General features: G+C 72.3%; 20 protein-coding genes. 14 read left to right on the top strand and 6 right to left on the bottom strand.

Annotated elements, in window-relative coordinates:
- Positions 1-81: 81 nt before the first annotated feature.
- On the bottom strand, positions 82-1,140 hold the full coding sequence (locus B9O00_RS21580; protein WP_085124807.1) for a putative B6 ABC transporter substrate-binding protein: 1,059 nt from the start codon (positions 1,138-1,140) through the stop codon (positions 82-84).
- Positions 1,141-1,567: 427 nt separating this feature from the next.
- On the opposite strand from B9O00_RS21580, the gene B9O00_RS21575 reads away from it, so the two are divergent.
- Positions 1,568-2,317, top strand: a complete 750-nt coding sequence (locus B9O00_RS21575; RefSeq protein WP_159460286.1) for a FadR/GntR family transcriptional regulator — start codon at positions 1,568-1,570, stop codon at positions 2,315-2,317.
- 175 nt (positions 2,318-2,492) lie between these two features.
- On the opposite strand, the gene B9O00_RS21570 is transcribed toward B9O00_RS21575, so the two are convergent.
- The 4 genes from B9O00_RS21570 to B9O00_RS21555 form a co-directional block, all read right to left on the bottom strand.
- Positions 2,493-4,154 (bottom strand): GMC family oxidoreductase, encoded by a 1,662-nt coding sequence (locus tag B9O00_RS21570; protein ID WP_085124805.1) that lies wholly within the window; start codon positions 4,152-4,154, stop codon positions 2,493-2,495.
- Positions 4,155-4,337: 183 nt separating this feature from the next.
- On the bottom strand, positions 4,338-4,757 hold the full coding sequence (locus tag B9O00_RS21565) for a secondary thiamine-phosphate synthase enzyme YjbQ (protein WP_085124804.1): 420 nt from the start codon (positions 4,755-4,757) through the stop codon (positions 4,338-4,340).
- Between the two features lie 7 nt (positions 4,758-4,764).
- Positions 4,765-5,361 (bottom strand): carbonic anhydrase, encoded by a 597-nt coding sequence (locus B9O00_RS21560; protein WP_085124803.1) that lies wholly within the window; start codon positions 5,359-5,361, stop codon positions 4,765-4,767.
- A gap of 57 nt (positions 5,362-5,418) precedes the next feature.
- Positions 5,419-6,144, bottom strand: coding sequence for a TetR/AcrR family transcriptional regulator (locus B9O00_RS21555; protein WP_085124802.1), 726 nt, complete (start codon positions 6,142-6,144; stop codon positions 5,419-5,421).
- Between the two features lie 94 nt (positions 6,145-6,238).
- Between B9O00_RS21555 and B9O00_RS21550 the strand changes: the two genes are divergently transcribed.
- From B9O00_RS21550 to B9O00_RS21515, 8 genes are all read left to right on the top strand, one after another.
- Positions 6,239-7,534 carry a phenylacetate--CoA ligase family protein gene (locus B9O00_RS21550; RefSeq protein WP_085124801.1) on the top strand — a complete coding sequence of 432 codons (1,296 nt, stop codon included), beginning with the start codon at positions 6,239-6,241 and terminating at the stop codon, positions 7,532-7,534.
- Between the two features lie 44 nt (positions 7,535-7,578).
- Positions 7,579-8,334 carry an enoyl-CoA hydratase/isomerase family protein gene (locus B9O00_RS21545; protein ID WP_085124800.1) on the top strand — a complete coding sequence of 252 codons (756 nt, stop codon included), beginning with the start codon at positions 7,579-7,581 and terminating at the stop codon, positions 8,332-8,334.
- A 158-nt stretch (positions 8,335-8,492) separates the two neighbouring features.
- On the top strand, positions 8,493-9,359 hold the full coding sequence (locus tag B9O00_RS21540; RefSeq protein WP_159460285.1) for a GntR family transcriptional regulator: 867 nt from the start codon (positions 8,493-8,495) through the stop codon (positions 9,357-9,359).
- Positions 9,334-10,425 (top strand): TRAP transporter substrate-binding protein DctP, encoded by a 1,092-nt coding sequence (dctP, locus tag B9O00_RS21535; RefSeq protein WP_085124798.1) that lies wholly within the window; start codon positions 9,334-9,336, stop codon positions 10,423-10,425. Before B9O00_RS21540 ends, dctP begins: the two co-directional genes overlap by 26 nt.
- Positions 10,410-10,961, top strand: a complete 552-nt coding sequence (locus tag B9O00_RS21530) for a TRAP transporter small permease (RefSeq protein ID WP_159460284.1) — start codon at positions 10,410-10,412, stop codon at positions 10,959-10,961. The genes dctP and B9O00_RS21530 overlap by 16 nt, the downstream gene beginning before the upstream one ends.
- A 4-nt stretch (positions 10,962-10,965) precedes the next feature.
- Positions 10,966-12,267 carry a TRAP transporter large permease gene (locus B9O00_RS21525; protein WP_085124796.1) on the top strand — a complete coding sequence of 434 codons (1,302 nt, stop codon included), beginning with the start codon at positions 10,966-10,968 and terminating at the stop codon, positions 12,265-12,267.
- Position 12,268: 1 nt separating this feature from the next.
- Entirely contained in the window at positions 12,269-12,643 is a 375-nt protein-coding gene (locus B9O00_RS21520) for a cupin domain-containing protein (RefSeq protein WP_085124795.1), read from the top strand.
- On the top strand, positions 12,643-13,872 hold the full coding sequence (locus B9O00_RS21515) for a CaiB/BaiF CoA transferase family protein (protein WP_085124794.1): 1,230 nt from the start codon (positions 12,643-12,645) through the stop codon (positions 13,870-13,872). The genes B9O00_RS21520 and B9O00_RS21515 overlap by 1 nt, the downstream gene beginning before the upstream one ends.
- A gap of 45 nt (positions 13,873-13,917) precedes the next feature.
- On the opposite strand, the gene B9O00_RS21510 is transcribed toward B9O00_RS21515, so the two are convergent.
- Complete coding sequence (locus B9O00_RS21510) at positions 13,918-14,760, bottom strand: IclR family transcriptional regulator (RefSeq protein ID WP_085124793.1); 843 nt, start codon at positions 14,758-14,760, stop codon at positions 13,918-13,920.
- Positions 14,761-14,901: 141 nt separating this feature from the next.
- Between B9O00_RS21510 and B9O00_RS21505 the strand changes: the two genes are divergently transcribed.
- From B9O00_RS21505 to B9O00_RS21485, 5 genes are all read left to right on the top strand, one after another.
- On the top strand, positions 14,902-15,675 hold the full coding sequence (locus B9O00_RS21505; protein ID WP_085124792.1) for an enoyl-CoA hydratase/isomerase family protein: 774 nt from the start codon (positions 14,902-14,904) through the stop codon (positions 15,673-15,675).
- An 83-nt stretch (positions 15,676-15,758) separates the two neighbouring features.
- Positions 15,759-16,832 carry an ABC transporter substrate-binding protein gene (locus tag B9O00_RS21500; protein WP_085124791.1) on the top strand — a complete coding sequence of 358 codons (1,074 nt, stop codon included), beginning with the start codon at positions 15,759-15,761 and terminating at the stop codon, positions 16,830-16,832.
- Positions 16,833-16,901: 69 nt separating this feature from the next.
- Positions 16,902-17,990, top strand: a complete 1,089-nt coding sequence (locus tag B9O00_RS21495) for an ABC transporter ATP-binding protein (RefSeq protein WP_085124790.1) — start codon at positions 16,902-16,904, stop codon at positions 17,988-17,990.
- Positions 17,987-19,747, top strand: coding sequence for an ABC transporter permease subunit (locus tag B9O00_RS21490; protein WP_085124789.1), 1,761 nt, complete (start codon positions 17,987-17,989; stop codon positions 19,745-19,747). The genes B9O00_RS21495 and B9O00_RS21490 overlap by 4 nt, the downstream gene beginning before the upstream one ends.
- Before the next feature lie 40 nt (positions 19,748-19,787).
- Positions 19,788-21,338, top strand: coding sequence for an AMP-binding protein (locus B9O00_RS21485; RefSeq protein WP_085124788.1), 1,551 nt, complete (start codon positions 19,788-19,790; stop codon positions 21,336-21,338).
- Position 21,339: the final 1 nt, after the last annotated feature.

The following is a 21,339-nucleotide window of genomic DNA, read 5'->3' as shown; positions in this document are numbered from 1 at the left end:
TCCACCGGTCACGACAACCGTCGAACGATCCGGGCGGGGCAACCGCCGGCGGTCGCCGGCGACGCCCCGCCCGATCCGGCCCTATTTGGCCGCGACGCTCGACATCATCTTGCGCACGCCCTCGGCGTCGGTCACGAGGTCGACCTTGACCGAGCCGTCGACGATCTTGTCGCGGGTCGCCATGACCGTCTTCCAGACGTCGGCCGGGATGTGCTTGGTCTTCAGCAGCTTCACCGAGTCGTCGGCCAGCTGGATCCTGTAGCGCTTGGTCCCGAAGGTCCCGGCCTTCAGGTCCTCGACCATGGCGCTGTAGACCGGCACCATGTTCCACATCACCGACGAGAGCAGGTGGCCCTTGTCGATCGACGACTTGTCGCCGATCACGTCGATGAACCAGACGTCGCCGCCGTCGGTCGCCTTGGTGGTCTCGACCGCCTCGATCATGCCGAAGCTGGAGCCGTTGCCCTGGCCGAGGATGACGTCGGCCCCGGCCGAGATCACCGACTCGGTCACGCGCCGGCCGCCGGCCGCGTCGGAATAGGCCGCCGGGCCGATCACGGCATAGACGATCTTGACCTTCGGGTTGGTCGCCTTGACGCCCTGGGCGAAGCCGGCCGACTGGGCGTTCCAGGACGGCGGCTCGCCGGACACCACGATGCCGACCGTGCCGGTGCGGGTCATCAGCGCGGCCATCTCGCCAGCCAGGTAGGCGCCTTCGTGGGCATAGAGCGTGTAGTCGGCGACCAGGCCCGGCTTCATCGCGTCCGGCCGGTCGACGATGGCGACCGGCGTCTTGGTCTCGGCGGCGATCTCCGGGGCGGCGGTGTTGTAGCCGCTGGCGTGGGCGATCATCAGGCTGGCGCCCTCCTCGGAGAGCTCGCGCAGCGTCGGCCGCACGTCGCCGTAGCCGAGGCCCTCGGCCGGCATGAACTTCAGGCCGTACTTCTCGGCGACCGCCTTGGCGGCGTCGACGCCCTGCTGGTTCCAGCCGTAGTCGGTGCCCTGCTCCGGGGTCAGGACGGCGATCGACTTGACCTCGGCCGCCTGCGCCCCGAGCGCGAACGAGCCGGCCATCGCGGCCCCGGCCATCACTGCGAGCGCCGCTGCCGCGACACCCCACCTTGCCCTAGCTGCGCCCATTCCAACCTCCTCTGTCGTCGTTGTTGTCGTCGTCCCCGTCGTCGCCCGGCGACCGCTCGCCCGGCTCCCTGCCGGCCGCTTCGGCCCGAAACGTCACGTATCCGACTGATTGGTTCCGCTGCTGCAGAACTCTTGCCGATCGATGATACCAATGGCCCAAGGCATGTCAATCGCGGCCCGTGCCGCTCGAGGCGTCGCGCGGGACTCCCTCGGCCCGACCGCCCGGCGCCAGGCCTCGCCCGCGGCGCCGTGGGATCCGCCCGCCTCCGGCACGCGGAAATCCTTGCGATTCACCCCTGCGTACCGTACATTTTCCGGGAATTTTCGACCATTGGTTCTCCTTGGGCACCAATCCTGCCGTGCGACCGGTCCCCGAGAACAGCCAGGGGTCGGCCAGACTGACAATCGCCGCACTGGGAATCGCCGCGTGGCAACGGACCGCTATCAACAGACCCTGACCGCCCTGCAGCAGCTGATCGAGACCGACGCCGTCGCTGCCGACGGGCGCCTGCCGACCGAGCGCGAGCTGTCGGAGACCTTCGGCGTCGGCCGCCGCATCCTGCGCCGGGCGCTCGCCAGCCTGGAGGAGCAGGGCCGGATCCTGCGCCACCAGGGCCGCGGCACCTTCGTCGTCGGCCGCGCCGCGGCGGCCGCGAGCGCCGCCGCCGACGGAGCCGAGGCCGGGCTCGAGAGCATGGGCCTGCTGCCCTTCGACCGCGCCAATCCGGTCGAGCTGATCGAGCTGCGCCTGGCGCTGGAGCCGGTCATGGCGCGCCTCGCCGCCGTGCGCTCCTCGCGCCTCGACGTCGAGGAGCTGCGCGCGCTCGCCGAGCGCTCGGCCAAGGCCGCGGACCACGCCAGCTACCAGGCGGCCGACGCCGCCTTCCACCGGCGCATCGCCGAGCTGTCGCGCAACTCGCTGTTCGTCGCGCTGCACGAGGCCGTCGGCCGGGCGATGCAGGACGCCGCCCTGGCGCGCTTCGGCGAGAACGGCCACTGCTTCAAGCGCCAGTCGCAGCACGTCGGCTTCCATCGCGCCATCGTCGAGGCGATCGCGGCGCGCGACTGCCAGCGCGCCGAGAGCCTGATGCACGACCACCTGAGCGACGTGCACCAGAGCCTCTTCGTCGACAGCCTGCCGATGGGCTACGCCGCGCGGCGCCAGGCCGCGGAGTAGCGGCGGCGGCGTTCGCGCTCCGGCCCTTCTTCCTCCCTCCCCCACCGTCGTCCCCGCGAAAGCGGGGATCCAGAGAACGAAGCGGCAGGCATGGGCAGACGACGGCCGGCGCGAACGGCTGCTTCCTCTGGATCCCCGCTTTCGCGGGGATGACGGCAAGAAGGAGGTCCGCCGATCACGCCGCCGCGGCGCCCTCGGGTGCCGGATCCTCGGCCGCCAGCGGCGTCTTGCCGAGGATCAGGTCGGCGGCCCGCTCGGCGATCGCGACGATCGGCGCATTGATGTTGCCGCTGGTGAGCTCCGGCATGACCGAGGCGTCGACGACGCGCAGGCCCTCGAGCCCGCGGACCCGGAGCTCGGGATCGACGACCGCGTCGGGATCGCCGTCCGGCCCCATGCGGCAGGTCCCGAGCGGATGGTGCACGGTGATCGAGGTCTTGCGGATGTGGGCGTCGATCTCGGCCCGGGAGGCCCTGGCGGCGCCCGGCGCGATCTCGGCCCTGATGAAGGGCACCAGCGCCGGCTGGGCGGCCATGTCGCGGGCCAGGTCGAAGCCGGCGCGCAGGGTCGTCCAGTCGTTGTCGCTCGACAGGAAGTTCTGGCGGATGACCGCGAGGTCCCAAGGGCTGTCGCTGGCCAGCGTCACGCTGCCGCGGCTTTCCGGATGCAGCATGACGACGCGGCAGGCGAAGCCGTCCCTGAAGGGCGCCTTGAAGGGCGGGAAGTAGGGCCAGGCGCCGAGCGGGGCCGCCGTCATCAGCAGCTGGATGTCCGGCACCTCGAGCCCGCTCCGGCTCTTCAGGAAGGCGGTGACGCCGCCGGGCACGTCGGCCGCGAAGCCGCTGCCGAACAGGTAGGCGCGGGCCATCTCGCGGGCGATGCGGTCGTAGCGCATCATGCGGTGGAACGGCCCCGGCTCCTTGCGCTCGTACATCAGGATCACCGAGACGTGGTCCTGCAGGTTGCGGCCGACGCCGGGCAGCGCGACCCGCGCCGCGATGCCGTGGCGCTTCAGCTCCTCCTCAGGGCCGATGCCGGAGAGCATCAGCAGCTGCGGCGAGTTGATCACGCCGCCGGCCAGGATCACCTCCTTCGCCGCGCGCACCGTGACGAGCCGGCCGTCCTTCCGGTACTCGACGCCGACGGCCCGGCCGGCCTCGACCAGCACGCGCGTGACCAGCGCCTCGACCTCGACCGTCAGGTTCCTGCGGCCGAGCACGGGCCGCAGATAGGCGGTCGCGGCGCTGCAGCGGCGGCCGTCGCGGATCGACATCTGCAGGCGGCCGAAGCCCTCCTGGCGCGCGCCGTTGTAGTCCTCGGTCCAGCCGTGGCCGGCCTCCCGTCCCGCCGCGGCGAAGGCCTCGACCAGGTCGTCCTGGTACTGGCAGAACTGGGTGCCGATCGGCCCCTCGCCGCCGCGCCAGGCGTCGGCGCCGCCGCGCCAGCTCTCCTGCCGGCGGAAGTAGGGCAGCAGCGCGCCATAGGACCAGCCGGGCAGCCCGGCCTCGGCCCAGCGGTCAAAGTCGCGCCGGTTGCCGCGCACGTAGGCCATGGCATTGACCGAGGAGGAGCCGCCGACGATCTTGCCGCGCGCGCACTCGACCCGACGGCCGTCGACCGAGTCCTCAGGCTCGCTGAAGTACATCCAGTCGTGCAGGCGCTTCTGCAGGATCTTGCCCCAGCCGAGCGGGATGTGGATCAGCGGATCGCGGTCCCAGCCGCCGGCCTCGAGCAGCAGCACCCCGGCCGCCGGGTCGGCCGACAGGCGGTTGGCCAGGGTGCAGCCGGCGGAGCCGGCGCCGACGATCACGTAGTCGACTGTCGTGGAACTGGGCATCGGCTGGTCGTCGGCCTCGCTCGCTGGATGTCACCGGGGCAGGCGGCATTGGTTCGCCGCCGGAGAGGTTTCGCCCCCGGTCCCGGACCATGATGCGCAAGCGGGCGGATTTTGCAATCGAAGCGTCAGCGGAGAGGCATCGGACGTAACCAATCTGGCAAAAGGTTACACCCTGGCAGCCGGTCACTCGCCCAGCAGGTGGAGCGCGACCTCGCGCCGCTGCGGCCGGCGCCGGTGCTCGAAGAGATAGAGGCCCTGCCAGGTGCCGAGCACCATCCGCCCCGACTCGACGGGGATCGAGAGCTGGGTCTGGGTCAGCGCCGCGCGGATGTGCGCCGGCATGTCGTCGGGCCCCTCGGCGTCGTGGCGGTAGAGCCCGGGCGACTCGGGCGCGAGGCGCGCGAAGAAGGCCTCGAGGTCGCGCTGCACGTCGGGATCGGCGTTCTCCTGGACGATCAGCGAGGCCGAGGTGTGGCGGCAGAAGACCGTCAGCAGCCCCTCGCCGACGCCCTGCCCGGCGAGCCAGCGCTCGACCGGATCGGTGACCTCGGTCAGGCCGCGGCCGCCGGTCGCGATGGTGAGGCGGTGGCTCGCCTGGCGCACCGCCCGGTCAGTCCCGGGGCCCGGAGCGGCCGCAGGCGAGGTCGCGGATCAGGCCGTCCTTGAGGCCGTAGCACCAGCCGTGGATGCGGATCTCCTGGCCACGGCCCCAGGCCTCCTCGAGCAGCGGCGTGCGGGCCAGCATCTCGACCTGCAGCGCGACGTTGAGCTCGCAGAGCTTGTCGATGCGGCCCTCGGCGTCGGCGATCCTGTCGAGCAGGTCGCGCCGCTCGCGCGCCAGGCGCCGGACCGGGTGCAGCCAGTAGTCGAGCAGGCCGGTCGCCCCTTCGAGAGCGGCCCGGACACCGCCGCAGCCGTAGTGGCCGCAGACGATGACGTGGCGGACCTTCAGCACCTCGACGGCGAACTGCAGCACCGACAGGCAGTTGATGTCGGAGCCGTGGACGACGTTGGCGATGTTGCGGTGGACGAAGACCTCGCCCGGGTCGAGGCCGGTGATGACGTTGGCCGGCACCCGGCTGTCCGAGCAGCCGATCCAGAGATACTCCGGACTCTGCTGGTCGGACAGGCGCTTGAAATAACCGGGGTCGGAGGCCTCGCGCTCCGCCGCCCAGGCACGGTTCCTCTCCAGCAGCTTGTCGATCACGGCAGCACCCGTATTTTCCCTCGGTCGCCAGGAGAATTAGCCGAGGCGCGGCCGAGGTCAAGGTGCGGCGGGGCGCAGGGCCGCCACGCCGTCGGCGCCGAGGCACCAGAGCTCGGCCAGCAGCTCGGCGACCGCCGCCTCGTCGTCGTGCAGGGCCGCGAGCGCGGGATCGTGGCGCAGGTAGAGCTGGGTCAGGAACTCGTCGACCATGCCGCCCAGCGCATAGGCGGCCGGCAGGAAGTGCTCGGCCGGCTGCGGCAGGCCGCCGGCGGCCGCGGCCCGGCGCCGGGCGATGGCCGCGGCCATGCGCAGGTTCCACTCGCGGTTCAGGCGCTGATAGGCCCGGCTGAAGGCGTCGCTCTCGCGCCCGAGGGCGATCAGGCAGCGCATCAGGCCGGCGTTGGCCCGGAACAGGCGGACATAGAGCAGCGTCGCGCCGCGGACCCGCTCGCGCGAGCCGGTCTGGCCGTCGCGCGCGCCGGCCAGACCGGTGCGCACGAAGCCCGCGAACTCCTCGACCAGGGCCTCGGTCGCCGCGCGGATGTCCGGGAAGTAGCGGTAGAAGGTGCCGTGGGCGAGACCGGCCCCGGCGGTCACGCCGGCGACCCTGAGCTCGCCGCGCTCGACGCCGTCCATCAGCTGCCCGGCGAGGCTGGCGAGCAGCCGCGCCCGCGTCCGCTCGGTCTTGCGCAGCGTCGCGTCCCCGGCCGCCGCTCGCAGCACGGCGGCATAGGCCAGGTCGTCCGGTCCGGCGGCCGGTCGGCTCGCAGCGTCTGGCGTCATGGCGGTGCGGCTCCTTCCGGCGAGCATCTTGACGCTGTCGACGCGCCGTGCAAAATAAAAATGACATCAACGTCATTTTTGGAGCAGCGGCGCGATGCTCGTCGACCGCGCGGACTTCACCGACCTCGGCGAGCTTGCGGCGCACCGCCAGCGGCTCTGGGAGCGGCAGCGCGACTACGTGCTGGCCCGCTCGCCGCTGCACCGCCGGGCCTGGGGCAACCGGCGGCCACCGGCCTCGCTCGAGGACCTGGCCGAGCTGCCGCTGATCGACAAGGAGATGCTGCGCGAGAGCCAGCGCCTCCACCCGCCCTTCGGCGACTATCTCGCGCTCGACGAGAGCGGCGTCAGCCGGGTCCACCGGACCTCGGGCACGACCGGCACGGCGATGAACCTCGCCCTGTCCTGGCGGGACGCGCAGGAGACGGCGACGGTCGGCGCCCGCGCCCAGGCCGCGAGCGGCCTCGGCCCCGGCCACCGGGTCGTGCACTGCCTCAACTACCGGCTCTGGATGGGCGGCCTGACCGACCACCTGACCCTGGAGGCGACCGGCGCCACGGTCGTGCCCTTCGGCGTCGGCGAGACCCAGCTGCTGATCCGCACGATCCTGGAGCTCGGCATCAGCGCGATCTCCTGCACCCCCTCCTACCCGGCCGTGCTGGAGCGGGTGCTGGCCGAGCACTTCCCCGACCTCGGGCCCCGCGACCTCGGCCTCGAGCTCGGCCTGTTCGGCGGCGAGGCGGGCCTCGACGACCCGGACTTCCGGCGCCGGCTCGAGGCGACCTGGGGCTTCAAGGTGCGCAACGCCAACTACGGCGTCTCCGACGTCTTCTGCAACTTCGCCGGCCAGAGCGAAGTCGACGAGGACCTGCACTTCGTCGCGCTCGACGTGCTGCATCCCGAGCTGATCGATGCCGAGGGCGCGCCCCTGCCCTGGCGCGAGGGCGAGCGCGGCGAGCTGGTGCTGACCCACGTCAGCCGCGAGTGCCAGCCGCTGGTGCGCTTCCGCAGCGGCGACATCGTCCAGCTGACCGGCACCGACCGCGCCCGCTGCGGCCGCACGGCGCCGCGCTTCCGGGTCGTCGGGCGCGCCGACGACATGGTCGTGGTGCGCGGCATCAACGCCTTCCCGACCCAGGTCGCCGCCGTCGTCAACCAGTTCGCCGAGCTGTCGGGCGAGTACCGCATCGTGCTCGACGGCGCCGGGCCCTACGACCTGCTGCCGGTCGAGGCCGAGACCGCCGCCGGCCGGGCTCCGGCCGCGGGCCTCGCCGCCGAGGTCGAGCGTCGCATCAAGCGGGAGATCGGCGTCACCGCGCGGGTCTCGCTGCTGCCCTTCGGGACCCTGCCCCGCACCGAAGGCAAGACCCGCCGGGTGATCAGGTCCGGGTGATCAGGCCCGGGTGATCAGGAAGGACAAGCCATGAGGAACGGAAGATGACCGGGACCGTGCTGACCGAGGAACTGGGCGACGGCGTCCGCAAGCTGTCCCTCAACCGGCCGCGGCGCCTCAACGCCATCGTGCCGGAGCTGCTCGACGACCTGGTCGAGGCGCTCCAGGCCGCCGACCGCGACCCGGCGGTGCGGGCGATCGTGCTGACCGGCGAGGGCCGCGCCTTCTGCTCCGGCGACGACCTCAAGGACTTCGAGGCCCAGGTCACCGACGAGGCCGGCACGACCGCCTACGTCGAGCGCATCCAGGACGTCACCCGCGCCATGGTGCTGGGCGACACGCCGGTCGTCGGCGCGATCCGCGGCTGGGCGGTCGGCGGCGGCCTGGAGTGGGTGATCAACTGCGACTTCGCGCTCGCCGCCGAGGGCACGCGCTTCTTCTTCCCCGAGGTCTCCTGGGGCCTGTTCGTGACCGGCGGCGTCACCGACCTGCTGCCGCGCCTGGTCGGCCTGCAGCGCGCCCGCGACATGATCCTGTTCGGCGAGCGCTTCGACGCCCATCAGGCGCAGTCCTGGGGCCTGATCCGCGAGGTCGTCGCCGACGCGGCGCTGCTGCCGGCCGCGACCGACCTGGCCAAGCGCATCGCCGCCCTGCCGCCCGGCCCGGTCAGGGACCTGCGCCGCATCCTCGCCCGGCCCGCCGGCGCCGGCCTGGAGGCCGCCATGGCCGCCGAGACCGCCGCCACGGTGCGCGGCTTCCTCGATCCCGCGACCGCCGAGCGGATCGCCGGCTTCGGCTGAGCCGGACCTGCCCGCGCGGAGAGCGCGTGCCGGCCGGACGCGGTGCGGCGGCGGCGATGCCGCGTGCCCGGAGCGATTGACACTAAGAACTATTGATACGCATTATAGCATCAATCTTCCGTGGGGACGGGCGCATGCAGCCGATCCAGGAGAGTGCGATGCTCAAGGGACCCGGCCGGGACGGCATGACCGCCTACGGCCGCCTCGCCGCGGAGCTCTGGCGCAAGATCTCGGCCGGCGAATGGCCGGCGGGGACCCGGCTGCCGACCGTCGTCCAGCTCGCCAGGCAGTACGGCGTCGCGCCGGTCACGGTGCGCGGCGCGCTCGGCCTGCTGGTCGCCCAGGGGCTGGTGCACTCCCGCCAGGGCCGCGGCACCTTCGTGCTCGAGCGCCAGGAGCAGGCGCCGGCGGAGCCCGGCGCCGTGCTCGGCGACAGCTACTTCGAATCCTGGATCGTCGGCCCGCAGGAGGCGGTGAAGGTGCTGGAGCGCCAGGAAGGCGTCGCCCTGCCGCCCGAGCTCGCCGACGGCGCGCCGGCGCCCGGCGAGTTCGTCCACCTGCGCCGGCTCCATCTCGGCGGCGAGCTGCCGGTCTGCCTAGTCGACTTCTACATCGCCCGGGACGCCTACGACAGCCTGCCGCCGGGCATCGACGCGGGCTTCAAGGTCGGCCTGCTGCTGATGACCAAGGCCGAGCCGCGGCCGGCCCGCGGCCGGCAGATCACCACGGTCGGCCTCGCCGGCCTGGAAGATGCGCCGCTGCTGCAGATCCCGCCCGGCTCGCCGGTCGTGCGGGTCGACCGGCGCTTCCTGGACGACGCGGGCCGGGTGCTCGGCGCCGGCGTCCACCGCTACCCCGGGAGCGTCTTCCGGCAGGTCATCGACCAGCCGATCGACGAGATCCTGGCAGGCATCGAGTCCTGGCTGCCGTCGTCGCCAGGCGGCGACCGGCCGCGGTCCGACAACAAGAACAAGACACAATCCAAGGGAGGAACACGCCATGTCGGAGACACCAAGGAAGAATGACCGCCGCGGCCGCCTGGCCGCGCTGGCCGCGGGGCTGCTGATCGGCGCCTCGCTCGCCGGCACGGCGCAGGCGACCGAGCTGAAGCTGGCCGACCAGTTCCCCGCCACGCACGTGATCACGCGCGAGGGCACGCAGGCCTTCTTCGACTATATCAAGGCCCATCCCGAGGCCGATCTCTCGGTGCAGCACTTCCCGGGCGAGCAGCTCGGCAAGGCCAACTCGATGCTCGACCTGGTGCGCAACCGGGTCGCCGACATCGCGATGGTCGGCATCAGCTACGTGACCGAGCGGATGCCGCTGGCGACCCTGATGGAGCTGCCGGGGCTCTACCGCGACAGCTTCGACGGCTACGAGCCCTTCCTGCACCTCGCCGAGAAGGACCTCGCCGGCATCGACTTCGACCGCAACAACGTCAAGCTGCTCTGGGTGCTGGTCACCCCGCCCTACCAGCTGCTGATGAAGCGGAGCGAGCCGATCGCCAGCCTGGCGGACATCGAGGGCATGAAGACCCGCGTCGCCGGCTCGACGGGCGAGCTGGCCGCCAAGGCCCTGGGCCTGGTGCCGGTCAAGATGGCCGCGCCGGACCTCTACGTGGCGCTGGAGCGCGGCACGCTCGACGCCGCCATCTACACGCTCTCGGCGATGCGCTCCTACAAGCTGGAGGAGGTCACCAACAGCTTCACCACCAACGCCTCCCTGGGCGGCGTCGCCTTCGGCGCGTTCATCAACAAGGACGTCTGGAACGGCCTGTCGGACACGCAGCGGAAGGTCCTGCTGGCGGCCGGCGCCGAGGCCGGCTTCCACACCACCTGCGCCCTGATGAAGGGCGACCTCAAGGCCCAGGAGGCCCTGAAGGGCATGGGCAAGGCGGTCTACGCGATGCCCGACGCCCTGGTCGCGCAGTTCGCGGACAAGCTGTCGGTGGTCGACGCGGAATGGCAGAAGCAGATGGCCGGCCGCAACCTGCCGGGCGAGCAGATGATGACCAGGTTCCGCGACTACCAGAAGCAGGCGCGCGCCGACGGCACGGCCGCCGCCGAACGGGATCGGTGCCTCGGGAAGTGAGGCACGCCGAGCGTTTCGTCGACGTCCTGGAGCGCGCGTCGGACATCCTGGCCGCCGTCGGGCTCTGCACGATGATGCTGATCATCTCGGCGGACGCCCTGGGCCGGCTGTTCGGGGCGCCGCTCCAGGGCGCCTACGAGTTCACCGCCTACTACCTGATGGTGATCGTGGCGTTCCTGGCGCTGCCCCGCAGCTACGCCACCGGCGGCCAGGTCCGGCTCGAGCTGCTGGAGCCCTGGCTCGCCCGGCTGCCGGGCGGCCTGGCCCGGCGGGGCGTGGCGCTGCTGTCGCTCGCCGCCTTCGGCCTGCTGCTGTGGTTCTCGGGCGACGAGGCGCTGCGCCGCATCGCCGACCGCGAGACGACCTTCGGGGTGGTCCAGTGGCCGCTCTATCTCAGCTACGTCTGGATGCCGGCCGGGATCGCGATCCTGATCCTGCGGCTGGCCCTCGACGTGGTCCGGCCAGACGCGCCCCGGCGAGGCGCAGCCCGGCCCGACGCTGCCCGGCCCGACGCTGCCGGCGTGGCGGGGCGCTAGCTCCATGCTGGTCGCCGGCATCCTCGGGCTGCTGTTCCTGCTGCTATTCCTGGCGGTCCCGGTCGCCTTCGCCATGCTGATCGCCGGCATCGTCGGCCTCTATCTCGCCGGCGGCGCCTACCCGGTGATCGGCGTGCTGAAGTCCGGGCCTTACGAGCACGTCGCGAGCTACACCCTCTCGACGCTGCCGATGTTCGTGCTGATGGCCGAGCTGATGAGCGCCTCGAACATCACGCGCGACCTGTTCAGGGCGGCGAACGGCTGGCTCGGCCACCTGCGCGGCGGGCTCGCCTACGCGGCCGTCTCCGGCGGCGTCCTGCTCGCCGCGGTCTGCGGCTCGTCGAGCGCCGCGGCGGCGACGCTGGCCTCGGCGATCCATCCGGAGATGCGCCGCTACGGCTACTCCGCCTCCTTCTCTGCCGGCGCGCTGGCCGCCGTCGGCACCCTGGCGATCATGATCCCGCCCAGCATCGCGCTGGTGCTCTACGGCATCCTGACCGAGACCTCGGTCGGCCTGCTGCTCATCGCCGGCCTGCTGCCGGGCCTGCTGACCGCCCTCGCCTACATCGTCACGATCCAGCTGATCGCCCGGCTGCGGCCGGCCAGCGTCGCCCGCTCCCAGCCGCGCGTGCCGATGGCCCAGCGGCTGCGCACCAGCCTGCCGGCGCTGCCGATGTTCCTGCTGCTGGGGGCGATGATCACGCTGATCTACAGCGGCACGGTGACGCCGACCGAGGTCGGCGCGCTCGGCGCGCTCTGCGCCTTCGCGATCGCCCTGACCCTCGGGCGGCTCGGCCGGCGCAGCCTGTCCGACGCCGTGTTCCGCGCCACGCGCAGCAGCGCGATGATCCTCTGCATCGTCGCCTTCTCGGCGGTCTTCGCGGTCTTCCTGACGCTCAGCGGCGCACCGCAGACGATCCTGGCGCTGGTCCAGGGCTCCGGGCTCAGCCCGGTCTCGGTGCTGCTGCTGGTCCTGGCCGTGCTGCTGGTGCTCGGCATCTTCCTCGACCAGATCGCGATCCTGATCATCACCATGCCGCTGATCTTCCCACTGATGACCGGGCTCGGCTACGACCCGATCTGGCTCGGCATCATCGTGGTCAAGACCGCCGAGATCGGCCTGCTGACGCCGCCGGTCGGCCTCAACCTCTTCATCCTCAGCGCGACCGCCAAGGTGCCGGTCGCCACGGTGGCACGGGGCGTCACGCCCTTCGTGATCGCCGAGCTGATCGTGCTCGCCCTGCTGGTCGCCTTTCCGCAGATCGCGCTGTGGCTGCCCGGGCTGTCCAACCTGACTGGAGGCTAAGATGCCGCAAACGCCCCTCGTCGTCCGGCTGGACGACCTCGAGACCTACAGCCCGCCGCTGCACTCGGGCACGGTCAACCGCCGCCTCGTCGAGGCCTCGCTCGGTGCCGGCTTCGAGGTGGTGCACGGCACCATCGCCCCGGGCGGCGCCGGGCACCGCCACCAGCACCAGAGCGAATGGCAGGTCATCCTGCTGCTCGAGGGCGAGGGGCGCCTGCAGCTCGGCGACGGCGAGCCCGAGACGATCGCGGCCGGGACGGTGGTCCGCATTCCGCCGCGCACCCCGCACCTCTTCGAGGTGACCGGCAGCACCGCGGCCAAGGTCCTCGTGATCTACGCGCCGCCTCTCGGCGCCGACGGCTTCGTCGCCGCCTGATGGCCAGCGAGACCCCGGTGCGCCCGCTGGACGGCTGCAAGGTCCTCGACCTGACGGCCATCGTGCTCGGCCCGCTCGCCACCCTCTGCCTCGCCGACCTCGGCGCCGAGGTGGTCAAGGTCGAGCCCCCCGAGGGCGACTCGATCCGCAACGGCGGCAGCCTGAAGCAGCCCGGCATGGGCTCCATCTACCTGGCGCTGAACCGCAACAAGAAGTCCCTGGCGATCGACCTCAAGCGGCCGGAGGCGAAGGCCGTGATCGCGCGCCTGGCGGCCTGGGCCGACGTCGTGGTGCACAACATGCTGCCGGCCGCGGCCCGGCGGCTCGGCGTCGACTACGAGTCGTTAGCCGCGGTCAACCCGCGGCTTGTCTACTGCGCCGCCTCGGGTTTCGCCGAGGGCTCGCCGCGCGCCGGCGAGCCGGCCGTCGACGACGTCATCCAGGCCGCATCGGGCATCGCCGCGCTGTTCGCCGGGCCGGATTCGGAGCCGCGCTACGTGCCGACCCTGGTCGCCGACAAGGTCAGCGGGCTGCTCGTCTGCCAGGCGGTCCTGGCGGCGCTGCTAGCGCGCGAGAAGACCGGCCGCGGCCAGGCCATCTACCTGTCGATGTTCGAGGCCATGGCCGGCTTCACCCTGCTCGAGCACCTGGGCGGCGCCAGCTTCCTGCCGCCCCAGGGCCCGCCCGGCTACGGCCGCCTGACGACGCCCTACCGCCGGCCGATGCGCACCCGCGACGGCTACCTCTCGATCACGCCCTACACCAAGCGCCACTGGCAGCAGTTCTTCGCGGCGGCCGGCCGGCCCGAGCTCGGCGACGATCCCAGGGTGACCGACGCCAAGCGGCGCAACGAAGAGATCGGCGACCTCTACGCGGTCCTGAGCGGCCTCCTGGTCGAGCGAACCACCGACGAGTGGATGGCGCTCTCGCGCAGGGTCGGCATCCCCGCCTCACCGGTCCACCGCCTGGAGGATCTCGTCGCCTCGGGCCCGCTCCGGGACCAGGGCTGCCTCGTGCCGCTCGCCCATCCGACCCTGGGCGACACGCTCACGGTCGGCCCGCTGGTCCGGCTGGAGGGCATGGCCGCCGCGGACCTGAGGCCGGCGCCGGCGCTCGGACAGGACAGCGGCGCCGTGCTGCGGCAGCTCGGCTTCTCGGAGCGGCAGATCGGCGAATGGCGGTCCGACGGCCTGGTCGTGGAGCCCGCCGCGCCGGCGCCGGCGTCGTGAGCACGATCTGACGGCGCGCCCGGCCGGCCCGCGGGGCCGCGGCGCTCAGCCCGGCGGCTGGCTCGCCTGGGAGATCGAGAGCGCGGCGGCGACGACCAGCGGGGCGAAGCGCTCCTCGGCCTCGGCCGGCTGGAAGCGCGCGGACGAGGTCGCGATGTTGAGCGCGCCGATCGGCCGGCCCTTGGCGTCGAGGATCGCCGCGGCGACGGACAGGTCACCGCGATAGAACTCCTCGAAGGCCGTGGCGTAGCCGCGCGCCGCCGAGAGCTCGATCTTCGCCAGCAGGTCCTCGAGCCGCCAGGTCGTCTGCGGCGTGTAGGGCTTGAGCTCGCAGCGCTCCAGCAACGCGAGCGCCTCGCCGCGCGGCAGGCGCGACAGCAGGGCGATGCCCGGCGCCGTGCAGTAGAGCGGCATGCGGCTGCCGATCACGACGTCGGTGTTGAGCACGTGGCGGCTGAGGAAGCGCGACACGAAGACCAGCTCGGCACCGTCGGGCACGGTCAGGTTGATCGTCTCCTCGGTTGTCTTGCTGAGGTGCATCAGGTAGGGCGTCGCCCGCTCGACCAGCCAGTTGGCGCGCATGAAGTGGGCGCCGAGGTCGAGCGTCTTGACGGTCAGCTCGAAGCGCTTCGTCTCCGGATCCTTCCGCAGGTAGCCGAGCCGCTCCAGCGTGTGCGCGAAGCGCTGCGCCGCGCTCTTGTCGAGGCCGACCGCGGCGGCGAGCTGGGTCAGGCTCATCGTCGGGTGCGCGGCGTCGAAGGCGTCGAGCACCCGGAAGGCCTTCTCGACCGACAGCACCATGAGGGGGTCGCCGCTGCGGGCCCGCCCGCCCGCCGCCGTCTTCCCGCCCCTCTTCCCGTCCGCCTCGCCGCTCCCCGTCCGCGCCATCCGCAGCTCCTCGCGATTCGCCCTGCCGATGACAGTGCATTGACAGCCCTTCGGGAAGGGAGTCATGATTTTCCAATACTTCGTATTGTATTGCAATACATCACGGCAGAAAGTGCCGCAAGCAGGAAGGAGCCCCGTCACGTGCCCGACCACATCCTCACCGAGCGCCGCGGCGCCGTCGGCCTCGTCACCCTCAACCGGCCGGAGGTGCTGAACGCCTGGAACGCGCCGATGCGCACGGCCCTGGTCGAGGCGCTCGACAGCCTCGAGCGGGACCCGGAGATCCGCGCGATCGTCATGACCGGCGCCGGCGAGCGGGCCTTCGGGGCCGGCCAGGACCTCAACGAGACCAAGACCTTCGACGCCGACCGGGCCGAGCAGTGGGTCGCCGAATGGGAGCGGCTCTACGACCGGATCCGCTCGCTCTCCAAGCCGCTGATCGCGGCGCTGAACGGCCTCGCCGCCGGCTCCGCCTTCCAGGTCGTGCTGCTCTGCGACCTGCGGATCGGCCACGCCGGCGTGCGGATGGGCCAGCCCGAGATCAACTCCGGCATCGCCAGCACGACCGGCCCCTGGATCATGCGCGAGCACCTGGGTCTCGCGCGCACCATCGACCTCACGCTCACCGGCCGCCTGATGGACGCCGAGGAGTGCCGGGAGGTCGGCCTGATCAACCGCCTGGTGCCGCAGGAGCGGGTGCTCGACGAGGCGCTGGCCCTGGCGGAGGAGCTGGCGGCCAAGCCGCCGGTCGCGATGCGCCTGGACAAGCAGCGCTTCCGCGAAATGACCGAGGCCGGCTTCCGCGACTGCCTGGCGGCCGGGCAGCGCATCCAGCGCGAGGCCTACGGCTCGGGCGAGCCGGCCCGGATGATGGAGGCCTTCCTCGCCAGGCGCGGCGCCGCCAAGGCCGGCTAGGCGCCCGCTACCGTCGTCCCGACCCAATCAGCAAGAGCCCCCGCGACAGGGGGCCGTCCCACCCCACAGGAGAGGCATTGACCATGACAGAGAAGAAGATCCTGCCGATCGGCCGCCGCGCCCTGCTGAAGGGCGCCGGCGCCCTGGCCGTCGGCCTGAGCGCCCCGGCGATCCTGACCCGCAGCGCCCGGGCCGAGACGACGATCACCGTGGCCGACCCCGGCGGGCCCTACGGCCCGGCCTACCGCAAGGCCTACTACGACCCCTTCGAGGCGGCGACCGGCATCAAGGTCGTCAACGTCGCGCGCGACGCCGAGCCGACCGCCCAGTTCAAGGCGATGGTCGAGACCAGGTCCTACACCTGGGACGTCTGCACCCTGACGCTCTCGGCCCAGAACATCCTGGCCGGCCAGGACCTGCTCGATCCGATCGGCCTGACCGCCGCCGACGCGCCCGGCCTGATGAAGGACGCGCTCAACGACCACTGGATGGGCCTCGACGTCTATTCGACGATCTTCGGCTACCGCAGCGACCACTTCGGCGCCAAGGCCCCGGGCTCCTGGGCGGAGTTCTGGGACGTGAAGACCTTCCCGGCCCACCGCTCGCTGCGCAAGAACCCGATCGACACGCTGGAACAGGCGCTGATGGCCGACGGCGTCGCCGGCAAGGACCTCTATCCGCTCGACATCGACCGCGCCTTCAAGAAGCTCGACGAGATCAAGCCGCACATCGACGTCTGGTGGACCGGCGGCGCCCAGACCAGCCAGCTGATCCAGAGCGGCGAGGTCGAGCTGATCTCCTCCTGGAACGCGCGCATGCAGACGGTGATCGACGGCGGCGCGCCGGTGAAGATCTGCTGGAACCAGGGGCTCTACTCGATCGAGGGCTGGGGCCTGCCGAAGGGCGGCCCGAAGGGCGACGCGGCGCGCCGCTTCGTCAAGTTCTGCGCCGACCCGAAGCGCCAGGCGGTGATGACCGAGGGCCTCGCCTACGGTCCGACCAACCTCGACGCCTACGACAGCATCCCGGCCGACCGGGCGCCGATGCTGCCGACCTACAAGCCGAACCTGGCGCAGATGGCGATCGCCGACGACCAGTGGTGGACAAAGCACCGCGCCGAGGTGACCGAGCGCTTCAACGCCTGGATCCTGGCCTAGGCTGTGCCCGACTGCGCGAAGGGGCGGCCCCTCCGCCCCTTCGCGCCCCCCTTTCCAGGAGTGCCGACCTTGACCGACGCGCCCCCTCGCCAGCCCAAGCTGGTCGTCGACGGCCTGGCCAAGTCCTACGGACCGGTCGTCGCCCTGGAGCCGACCCGCCTCGACGTTCAGCCCGGCGAGTTCCTGACGCTGCTCGGCCCTTCCGGCTCGGGCAAGACGACCCTGCTGCAGCTGATCGCCGGCCTCGTCGAGCCCGACGCCGGCCGGATCCTGATCGACGGCCGCGACGAGACCCGCACGCCGGTCCACAGGCGCGACATCGGCTTGGTCTTCCAGCACTACGCCCTGTTCCCGCACCTGACGGTCAGCGAGAACGTCGGCTTCCCGCTGCGCATGCGCGGCTGCCGCGCGCGCGCGCTCGCCGAGCGGGTCGAGGCGGCGCTGGCGATGGTCCGGCTCGACCACCTGAAGGAGCGCTTCCCGCGCGAGCTGTCCGGCGGCCAGCAGCAGCGGGTGGCGCTGGCCCGCTGCTTCGTCTACCAGCCCTCCGTGATCCTGATGGACGAGCCGCTCGGCGCGCTCGACAAGAAGCTGCGCGAGCACATGCAGATCGAGATCAAGCGGCTGCACCGGGAATCGGCCGCGACGATCGTCTACGTGACCCACGACCAGGAGGAGGCGCTGGCGCTGTCCGACCGGATCTGCCTGATGAACCACGCGCGGGTCGAGCAGACCGGCGTGCCGCAGGAGATCTACGCCCATCCCAGGAGCGCCTTCGCCGCCGACTTCATCGGCCTGTCGAACATCTTCCGCGGCCGCGTCGAGCGCTCCGCCGAGGGCCGCCCGCTGCTCGCTACTCCGGCCGGGCGCTTCCTCTTCGACGGCGCAGCACCGGGGGCGGAGGCCAGCCTGGTGGTCCGGCCCGAGCACCTGACCCTGGAGGCGGAGCCGAAGAACGGCGTCGCCGCCCCCGCCCTCAACCGGGTCGCCGGCGAGGTCGCCGAGCTGGTCTACGCCGGCTCCGAGACGCGGGTGCTGATCGCGCTGCCCGACGGCGCGGTCGTCACGGTGCGCCTGGCGCCGGACGCCGCCCTGCCCCGGCTCGGCCAGCCGGTCACCGCCTGCTGGCGGCCCGAAGCCGCGGTGCTGGTGCCGTGAGCCTCGCCGCGACCGTCCCCGCCGTGCCGGCCCGCCGCTGGCGCCCGCGCTTCGGCCCGCTCTGGCTGGCCGCGCCCGGCTTCGCCTTCCTGGCCGTGTTCTTCCTGCTGCCGGTGGCGCAGCTGCTCGGCCTGTCGCTCGAAGATCCGCAGACCGGCGCCCTCTCGGCCACGGCCTACCTGCGCCTGCTCCATGTCGACGTCTACCTGAGGGTGCTCGGCATCACCTTCCGGATCGCGACCCTGACCGCCCTCGCCTCGCTGCTGCTCGGCTACCCGCTGGCCTACTGGCTGGCGCAGCTGCCGGACCGGCGGCGCGGCCGGATGATCCTGCTGGTCGTCGTGCCGTTCTGGACCAGCTATCTCGTCAAGACCTTCGCCTGGATGATCGTGCTCGGCCGCACCGGCCTGCTCAACCGCGTCTCGGCGGCGCTCGGCGGCCCCGAGCTCGACCTGCTGCACAACGAGGCCGGCGTGCTGATCGGCATGGTCCATGCCATGCTGCCGCTCGCCGTGCTGACCATGCTGCCGGTCATGACCGGCATCGACCGCCGGCTCGGCCAGGCCGCGGGCACGCTGGGCGCCGCACCGGCGCGCAGCTTCTGGCTGGTCTGGTTCCCGCTCTCGATGCCGGGCGTGGCGGCGGCCGGCCTGCTGACCTTCATCTCCTCGCTCGGCTTCTTCATCGTCCCGGCGCTGCTCGGCGGCCGGCACCAGACGATGCTGGCGCAGCTCGTCATCGTGCAGATCCAGGAGATGCTGAACTGGGGCTTCGCCGGCGCCCTGGCGGCGCTGCTGCTGGTCACGGCGCTGGCGACCTGCTGGCTCTACGACCGGGTCTTCGGCCTGTCCTCGCTGTCCGGCGAGCCGCCCCGCCGCAGGGGCGGCGGCCGCGGCCTGCTGCGCCGCCTCGGCCTCGGGCTGCTCGGCCTCGCGGCCACGGCCAGCGCCGCCCTCGCCGAGGCCGTCGCGCGGATCGCGGGGCCGGGCCTGCGGCGCCGGCTGCTGCCGGGCTACGTCGTGCTGCTGCTGGTCTTCCTGGTCGCGCCGACCCTCGTCGTCCTGCCGATCGCCTTCACCAGCTCGCACTTCCTCGAGTTCCCCCCGCCCGGCTACGGCACCCACTGGTTCGAGGTCTACCTCTCCTCGCCGGTCTGGATCTCGGCGACCCTGCGCTCCTTCGGCGTGGCCTTCGCCACGGCGCTGATCGCGACCGTGATCGGCGGCCTCGGCGCGCTCGCCCTGGCCCGCGCCCGGGCCCGCTGGCGCGGCGCCGTCTTCGCCTTCTTCCTGGCGCCGATGATCGTGCCGCGCATCGTGATCGCCGTCGGGCTGTTCTACCTCTTCGCCAAGCTCGGGCTGGTCGCGACCAACCTCGGCCTGACCATCGGCCACACGGTGCTGGCCCTGCCCTTCGCCTTCATCGCCGTCGCGGCGGTGCTGAAGAGCTACGACTGGCGGCTCAACCAAGCCGCGGCGACGCTCGGCGCCAACGGCCTGCAGGCGCTGCGCCTGGTCACCGTGCCGCTGATCAAGGGCGGCGTGGTCGCGGCCTTCCTCTTCGCCTTCATCACCTCCTTCGACGAGCTGACCGTGGCGATCTTCGTCAGCGGCGGCGTCACGACGACCCTGCCCAAGCAGATGTGGGACGACATGATCCTGCAGCTCAACCCGACCCTGGCGGCGGTCTCGGTCGTGGTCTTCGTCGTCATCACCGCCGTGCTGCTGGGCGCCGAGCGGCTGCGCCGCAGCGGCTGATCCGCCGTCCTTCCGACTCCACGACTCCCGGGCCTCCCGCATGACCCTCTCCGACGAAGGCTTCCTCGAGCTGTTCCTGGCGCGCGCCGCCGCCGAGCCCGAGGCCGTCTACGGCCGCTTCGACGGCGCACCGATCACCTTCGGCGAGCTCGACCGCCGCTCGGCGGCGCTGGCCGCCGGCCTCTTCGGTCTCGGCCTGTCCTGCGGCGACCATGTCGCCGTCATGCTGGCCAACAGCCGGGACGCGCTGGCGGTGCTCTTCGCCCTGGCCCGCGCCGGGCTGGTCTGGGTGCCGGTCAACGTGCGGCAGCGCGGCGAGGGGCTGCGCTACATCCTCGAGCATTGCCGGGCGCGCGCCCTGATCGCCGAGGCCGAGGTCGTGCCGACGATCCGTGACTGCGGCGCCGCGCTCGCGGACCTGCCGCTGCTGGTCCGCGGCGCGGCCGAGGCCGGCCGCCCGCTGGCGCCGCTGCTCGACTCCGGGGCGGGCTTCGAGGCGGCGGCCCCCGCCGCCACCTCGCCCTGCTGCATCATGTACACCTCGGGCACGACCGGCCGGCCGAAGGGCGTCGTCGTCTCGCACCTGATGATGCGGCTCGCCGGCGAGGCCGTGGTGCGGGTCTCGGCGGCCCGCGACGGCGACGTCTTCCTGGTCTGGGAGCCGCTCTACCACATCGGCGGCGCCCAGCTGCTGGTCCTGCCCCTGCTGCGCCGCGTCGTGCTGGCCCTGGTCGAGCGCTTCAGCGCCAGCCGCTTCTGGCAGCAGGTGCGCGACTACGACGCCACCCACATCCACTACCTGGGCGGCATCCTGCAGATCCTGCTGAAGCAGCCGGAGAGCACCCTCGACCGCGGCCATCCCGTGCGCATCGCCTGGGGCGGCGGCTGCCCGAGCGAGATCTGGCAGGCCTTCGAGCGCCGCTTCGGCGTCGAGGTCCGCGAGTGCTACGGCATGACCGAGGCCTCGAGCATCACGACCTGCAACGACGGCGGGCCGGTCGGCTCGGTCGGCCGGCCGATGCCCTGGTTCTCGGTCGCCCTCGAGGGGCCAGAGGGCGAGGCGGTCCCGACCGGCCAGCGCGGCGAGATCGTCGTCCGCACGAGCCTGCCCGGCGCCCTCTTCCCCGGCTACTTCGACAATCCCGAGGCCAGCGCGAAGGCGCTGCGCGGCGGCCGGCTGCACACCGGCGACGTCGGCTCGCTCGACGCCGCGGGCAACCTCTACTTCCACGGCCGCCGCACCGACAACGTGCGCTGCCGGGGCGAGAACGTCTCGGCCTGGGAGGTCGAGCACGTCGCGGTGCTGCACGAGGCCGTCGAGGACTGCGCGATGGTCGGCGTCGCCGCCGAGATCGGCGAGCAGGACATCAAGCTCTTCGTCAAGCCGAAGCCCGGCGCGACCCTCGAGCCGGCCGCGCTCTCGGCCTGGCTCGGCGAGCGGCTCGCGCCCTACCAGAACCCGCGCTACATCGCCCTGGTCGAGGACTTCGAGCGCACGCCCAGCCAGCGCATCATGAAGCACCGGCTCTCGACGGCGCAGGACGACTGCTGGGACCGGCTCGCCGCCGCGGCGCGGCCCGGGGCCGGCTGAG

The organism is Tistlia consotensis USBA 355 (genome assembly GCF_900177295.1).
GTDB classification, from domain to species: Bacteria; Pseudomonadota; Alphaproteobacteria; order Kiloniellales; family DSM-21159; genus Tistlia; species Tistlia consotensis.
Note: the sequence above shows the minus strand (reverse complement) of the source record. Positions and strands in the feature narration are given on the sequence as shown.

What these genes read in the sequence shown, in the direction of transcription:
- B9O00_RS21485 (WP_085124788.1), top strand. Translation starts at nt 19,788, where the DNA reads ATGACCCTCTCCGACGAAGGCTTCCTCGAGCTGTTCCTGGCGCGCGCC.
- B9O00_RS21555 (WP_085124802.1), bottom strand. Translation starts at nt 6,144, where the DNA reads ATGACGCCAGACGCTGCGAGCCGACCGGCCGCCGGACCGGACGACCTG.
- dctP (WP_085124798.1), top strand. Translation starts at nt 9,334, where the DNA reads ATGTCGGAGACACCAAGGAAGAATGACCGCCGCGGCCGCCTGGCCGCG.
- B9O00_RS21510 (WP_085124793.1), bottom strand. Translation starts at nt 14,760, where the DNA reads ATGGCGCGGACGGGGAGCGGCGAGGCGGACGGGAAGAGGGGCGGGAAG.
- B9O00_RS21550 (WP_085124801.1), top strand. Translation starts at nt 6,239, where the DNA reads ATGCTCGTCGACCGCGCGGACTTCACCGACCTCGGCGAGCTTGCGGCG.
- B9O00_RS21545 (WP_085124800.1), top strand. Translation starts at nt 7,579, where the DNA reads ATGACCGGGACCGTGCTGACCGAGGAACTGGGCGACGGCGTCCGCAAG.
- B9O00_RS21570 (WP_085124805.1), bottom strand. Translation starts at nt 4,154, where the DNA reads ATGCCCAGTTCCACGACAGTCGACTACGTGATCGTCGGCGCCGGCTCC.
- B9O00_RS21580 (WP_085124807.1), bottom strand. Translation starts at nt 1,140, where the DNA reads ATGGGCGCAGCTAGGGCAAGGTGGGGTGTCGCGGCAGCGGCGCTCGCA.
- B9O00_RS21520 (WP_085124795.1), top strand. Translation starts at nt 12,269, where the DNA reads ATGCCGCAAACGCCCCTCGTCGTCCGGCTGGACGACCTCGAGACCTAC.
- B9O00_RS21515 (WP_085124794.1), top strand. Translation starts at nt 12,643, where the DNA reads ATGGCCAGCGAGACCCCGGTGCGCCCGCTGGACGGCTGCAAGGTCCTC.
- B9O00_RS21525 (WP_085124796.1), top strand. Translation starts at nt 10,966, where the DNA reads ATGCTGGTCGCCGGCATCCTCGGGCTGCTGTTCCTGCTGCTATTCCTG.
- B9O00_RS21540 (WP_159460285.1), top strand. Translation starts at nt 8,493, where the DNA reads ATGCTCAAGGGACCCGGCCGGGACGGCATGACCGCCTACGGCCGCCTC.
- B9O00_RS21500 (WP_085124791.1), top strand. Translation starts at nt 15,759, where the DNA reads ATGACAGAGAAGAAGATCCTGCCGATCGGCCGCCGCGCCCTGCTGAAG.